The sequence below is a fragment of the Rhodoferax sp. genome, from assembly GCF_039922535.1.
Classification (GTDB): Bacteria; Pseudomonadota; Gammaproteobacteria; order Burkholderiales; family Burkholderiaceae_C; genus Rhodoferax_B.
In genome coordinates this window covers 1-5,448 of the sequence record NZ_JBDTEM010000402.1, presented here as the reverse complement: position 1 = coordinate 5,448, position 5,448 = coordinate 1, and the positions used below count along the sequence as shown (strand labels likewise).

At 68.0% G+C, this 5,448-nt stretch carries 5 protein-coding genes; all 5 read left to right on the top strand.

Annotation, left to right across the window (positions count from 1 at the left end; translation table 11 throughout):
* A partial coding sequence (locus ABI213_RS19050) for a TRC40/GET3/ArsA family transport-energizing ATPase (protein ID WP_348028248.1) occupies positions 1–1,647 on the top strand: 1,647 nt, incomplete at its 5' end.
* Positions 1,644–1,988, top strand: a complete 345-nt coding sequence (locus tag ABI213_RS19045) for a PepSY domain-containing protein (RefSeq protein WP_348005022.1) — start codon at positions 1,644–1,646, stop codon at positions 1,986–1,988. The genes ABI213_RS19050 and ABI213_RS19045, both read left to right, overlap by 4 nt.
* A 20-nt stretch (positions 1,989–2,008) precedes the next feature.
* On the top strand, positions 2,009–2,494 hold the full coding sequence (locus tag ABI213_RS19040; protein WP_348005023.1) for a DUF2271 domain-containing protein: 486 nt from the start codon (positions 2,009–2,011) through the stop codon (positions 2,492–2,494).
* A gap of 11 nt (positions 2,495–2,505) precedes the next feature.
* Positions 2,506–4,725, top strand: a complete 2,220-nt coding sequence (locus tag ABI213_RS19035) for a PepSY domain-containing protein (RefSeq protein WP_348005024.1) — start codon at positions 2,506–2,508, stop codon at positions 4,723–4,725.
* Positions 4,706–5,448, top strand: a 743-nt coding sequence (locus ABI213_RS19030) for an FAD:protein FMN transferase (protein ID WP_348028246.1), incomplete at its 3' end; no start/stop codon positions are given. The genes ABI213_RS19035 and ABI213_RS19030, both read left to right, overlap by 20 nt.

Below are 5,448 nucleotides of genomic sequence, written 5' to 3'. Positions count from 1 at the left end.
GCCGCATCGAACCTGGACGAGATGCTGGGCATCGCGCTGCACAACACCCCTACACCGGTGCCCGGCGCGCCGGGCCTCTGGGTCTTGAATATCGACCCCGACAACGCCGCCGAGTCCTACCGCCAGCGTGTCATTGCGCAAATGGATACCGCCGCCACCGACGCTGAGCGCGCAACCGTGCGCGAACAGCTCTCGGGGGCCTGCACCACCGAGATCGCCTCGTTTGACGAGTTCGCCTCCCTGCTGGCAGACGACCCCGAACACTTCGACCACATCATCTTCGACACGGCACCGACCGGGCACACCCTGCGGCTGCTGAGCCTGCCCAAAGCATGGAGCGGCTTTCTGGATGGCAACGACCGTGGTGCCTCGTGCCTCGGACCCCATTCCGGGCTGAAGATGCAAGAGGAGCGCTTCAAAGCTGCGCTGAGCGCGTTGAGTGATCCGGCCCTGACCACGGTGGTGCTGGTGACCCGCGCTGACAAGGGCGCCATCTTGGAGGCAGAACGCACGTCGCAGGACTTGCATGCGCTGGGTTTGAATCACCAGCGCCTCGCAGTCAACGGGGTGTTCCATGCCAGCGACCGAACAGATGCCGTGGCCTGCGCCATCGAGGACCTGGAGCAGCAGGCGCTGGACGAGATGCCGCAGTTGCTGAAGCACCTGCCGCAGGACCAGGTGCCGTTGCGGGCCTTTGATACCGTCGGCCTGGCGGCGCTGCGTGCACTGCTCTCGCCAGCAGCACCGACCAGCGGGCCTGTGCAGGCCGCTCCCGCAAGCCATACCGCCCCTGTCCAGGGGCTCGCCGCGCTGGCCGATGCATTGGCCGCTGCCGGGCACGGCCTGATCATGGTCATGGGCAAGGGTGGGGTCGGCAAGACGACGGTTGCAGCGGCCCTGGCCCTGGGGCTGGTCCAGCGCGGCAAGACCGTGCATCTGAGCACCACGGACCCGGCGGCGCACCTGGCCGCCACGCTGGAGGGCGAGGTGCCGGGGCTGCAAGTCAGCCGCATCGATCCGAAGGTCGAGACCCAGCGCTACATCGACAAAATCATGGCGGCCAAGGCCCCCCATCTGGACGCCCAGGAACAGGCCCTGCTGCTCGAAGACCTGCGCTCGCCCTGTACCGAGGAGGTGGCGGTCTTCCACGCGTTCTCGCGCATCGTCAGCGAGGCGCGCAGTGCCTTCGTGGTGCTGGACACCGCACCCACCGGGCATTCGATGCTGCTGATGGATGCCACCGGTGCCTACCACCGGCAGATGGTGCGCGAGTTTGACGGTCCTGAAAAATCTGGCAGCGCGCATATCGTCACGCCGCTGATGCGCCTGCAAGATGCCGCCTACACCAAGATCATTTTGGTGACGCTGCCAGAGCTCACGCCCGTATCGCAGGCCGCCGCTTTGCAGGAGGACCTGCGCCGTGCGGGCGTCGAGCCCTACGCCTGGGTGCTCAACAAGAGCGTGCTGGCCGCCGGCACACACGATCCACTGCTGGCCGCGCGGCTGGCGGGGGAACGCAAGCAGATCGACCGTATGGCCAACGGCCTGGCCGCGCGCCTCTTTACGCTGCCGTGGCTGACGGTGCCGCCGATCGGCTTTGTGGAACTGTCCAAACTGGTCCTAGGCTCTGTGCCCGCCGAACCATGAAACACCCTCTCTTGCTGCGCTGCGGCTTACTTGCCCTGGCTATGGGCCTGGTCACCCTGTCGGCAAGGGCCGATGACGATTGTGATGCGCCGATGTCGCACTGGCAATCCCGCGAGGCTGTGCGCCAGATGGCGACCCGCCAGGGCTGGCAGATCCAGCGGCTGAAGATTGACGACGGCTGCTACGAGCTGCGCGGCACCGATGCCCAGGGCCGCGCCTTCAAGGCCAAGATCGACCCGGAAACCCTTAAGGTTCTGAAAATAAAAAAGAAGGACCATCAACCTGACCGGGAACGCGAAAACGAACGCGATCCCACCGCGCCGCGCGGCCGAACCGAGTAACCCAACCCCTGAGCATTCCTATGTCCAAACCCCTGATGACTACCCTGGCCGCCGCCAGCGTACTGGCTTTGTCTACCCTGCCCACCCTGGCGCACAGTCGCCAGATGACACTAACCGCCCAACTCAAGAACTACGGCGGTGACGGTGCCTACCTGGCCGCTTACCTGACGGACGCCAAGGGTGCCTATGTGCGCACGCTGTGGGTGGCCGGTGGCAAAGCCAAGTACTACACGCACCTGTCCGACTGGAACCGCCTCTCCAACGGCGATAACAAACGCCTCGCAGGCATAAGCGGTGCCAGCGTGGGCGAGGGGCGCACACTCAAAGTCACGGCCGACCTGGCCGATGCGCTGGTCAATGCGGGCTTTGAGATCCGCATCGATGCCGCTGCAGAAGACATGCGCGACAGCCCGACAGAGATCCGCGTGCCCCTGACGAGCGCCAACGCTGGCAAGCCCCAGCCCGGCAAGCAGTACATCCAGTCGCTGACATTCCAGCTCCCGTAAAGGTCACGCGCATGGACTGGAAGGTCGTACACCGCTGGCTGGGCCTGACGGTGGGCACCCTGGCTCTGGTGCTGGGCCTCAGCGGCGTCTTCCTGGCTTTCGATCCGGTACAACAGGCGTGGCAGGCCCCCGCTGTGCCAGACGGTCTTACGGTGGCTACGCTGGTGGAGCGCGTAGCACGCACTGTGCCGGGCGCGCAGGAAATCCGCCGCCTGCCATCGGGCGGCATCGTGGTTTTTAGCTTTGCAGGAGACCAGGCACAGGCGTCCTATGTGGATCCGGCCGATGGGCGGGTGCTAGGTCCCTGGCAGGCCTCGGTGCTGCCGCGCTGGGTGAAGAACCTGCACCGTTCGCTGCTGCTGGGCGATGCCGGGCGCTGGGGTGCGGCGGGCATTGCTTTGGGGATCGGATTGCTGTGCGTCTCGGGCGGGGTGTTGCTGCTGCGCCGTATGGGCGGCTGGCGGGCTCTGGCGGCGCGGGTGCGGGGTTCGCTGGCGCAGCGCATCCATGTGCTTGTGGGGCGGGTGGTGGTGCTGGTGCTGTGCCTGATGTCGGTGACGGCGCTCACCATGAGCGCCAGCACCCTTGGGTGGGTGGTGCTGGATGCGGGGACTGAGCCCGAGGTGCTGTCCGTGGCCACCGGCCAGGCTGCCTGGCCCGGCGCGCAGCTTGCGATGCTGCAGACCCTTGCGGTACGCGACCTGCGCAAGCTGAATGTGCCAGACCCGGCCGACCCGCAGGACACCTGGAAGGTGGCCACCGACCAGGGCCAAGCCTGGATCGACCGCTATTCGGGCCAGACGCTGGCCTGGCAGGGCAGCACTCTGGCGCAGCGTATCTACGGCTGGGCTCTGGTGCTGCACACTGGCGAAAGCGCCTGGCCCTGGGCGGTCGTGCTGGGGCTGGCGGGTGCCTGCGTGCTGGTGTTCTGGCTGTCCGGGGTGGTCATCTGGTGGCAGGCACGCCGCTTGGCGCCGCACACCACAGGTAACAGCCCCCTGGCACAGGCCGACGTGCTGATTTTCGTCGCCAGTGAAGGCGGCAGCACCTGGGGCTTTGCCCAGACCCTGCAAGACGCGCTGCGCCTAGGCGGCCACCGCGTGTACACCAGCGCCTTGGCGCATTTTCAGACCACGCCTGCCACCCGTCAGGTGTTGGTGCTGGCCGCCACCTACGGCGAAGGCCAGGCACCGGCCCATGCTAGCCACGCCCTAGCGCATATCGCCAAGCCCACGCCCGGTGCGGCACCTGTGCCGGTGGGCGTGCTGGGCTTTGGCGACCGGCAGTTTCCGGCTTTTTGCGGCTTCGCCGAGGCGCTGGACCAGACGCTGCGCGCGCAAGGCTGGCCTGCGCTGCTGCCGCTGGAGCGTATCCACCAGCAGTCGAGCCAGCAGTTTGCGCGCTGGGGCGAGGCCTTGGCCCACGCCCTGGGCGAGCCCCTGGTGCTGGACCATGTGCCACGTGTGCCGCCCACCACCGCGCTCACCCTCGTGTCGCGCCAGGACTTTGCGAGCCCTGCTGGGGCCGCGTTGCAGGCGGCGATCCTGCGCTTTGCTTGGCCTGCGCAGGGCCTGGGCGACCGCCTGCGGGGGCTTGGCCTTGCGCGCTTTGTGGCGGGCGACCTGGTGGGCATCGTGCCGCCGGGCTCGGCCGTGCCGCGCTACTACTCGCTGGCCTCAGGCTGGGAAGACGGGTTTGTCGAAATTTGCGCCCGTCGCATGCCCGATGGTCTGTGCTCTACGCACCTGCTGCGCCTGCAGCCGGGCGAGCACATCGCGGCCTTTATCCGCGCCAACCCCGGCTTTGCGCTGCCCCGCACACGCAGGCCGGTGGTGTTGATCGGGGCCGGCACGGGCGTGGCACCGCTGGCCGGCTTTATCCGCCGCAACGACCGGCACATCCCCATGCACCTGTACTTTGGCGGGCGTGACCCGGCGCGCGATTTCTACTTTGGCACCGAGATCCAGCATTGGCTCAGCGAAGGGCGCGTAGCCCACGTGCAAACTGCGTTTTCGCGCGTGCCGGACGGTGGCGGCTACGTGCAGGATGCCGTGCGCCGCGACGGCGAGCGCCTGCGCGGCCTGTTGGCCCGGGGTGCCATCGTGCGCGTGTGTGGTGGCCGCGCGATGGCGCAGGGCGTAGAAGCAGCGCTAGATGCCGTGCTCCTGCCGCTGCGCTTGAGCGTGCAGCAGCTCAAAGCGAAAGGGCGCTATGCCGAAGACATCTTCTGAACCCACTGTGGCCTGCCAGCGGAGCACTCTGCACGGCCCGACCATGGGCACACGCTGGTCCGCCACCGTGGACACCGACGCCAGCGTGGACCTGGCCGCCCTGCAGCAAGACCTGGCCGCCGCGGTACAACAGGTGGACCAGCAGATGTCCCCCTGGAAACCCGGCAGCGACCTGATGCGCCTGAACCGCGCGCCCATGGACACCTGGGTCGCCTTGCCCGCCGGGCTGCTGGAGGTGCTGGCCTGCGCGCTGGACATCCACCGCCTGAGCGCGGGCGCCTTCGACCCGGGCGTGGGAGCGCTGGTGGATGCCTGGGGTTTTGGCGCGGTGCGCGACGCGCCCGACCCTGCGGCCATCCACGCAGCACGCCATGCCGCGCCGAGCCCGACGCACAAGGCGCTGGCCTTGGACCGGCCGGCAGGCCGCGCCCGCAAAAGCTCCCCTTTGCAACTCGACCTGTGCGGCATCGCCAAAGGCTATGCGGTGGACCGCATGGCCGCCGTGCTGCAGCAGCACGGGGTGCCGCATGCGCTAGTGGCGCTGGATGGGGAACTGCGCGCCATCGGCAGCCAGGCCAGCGGCACGCCCTGGGCCGTAGCGCTGGAACGCCCTGAGCCGGGGCACCGCGCCGTGCACGGTGTCATCGAACTGCAGGACCTGGCCGTGGCCACCTCGGGCGACTACCGGCGTTATCTGCAGGTGGGCGATGCGCGCCTGGCCCA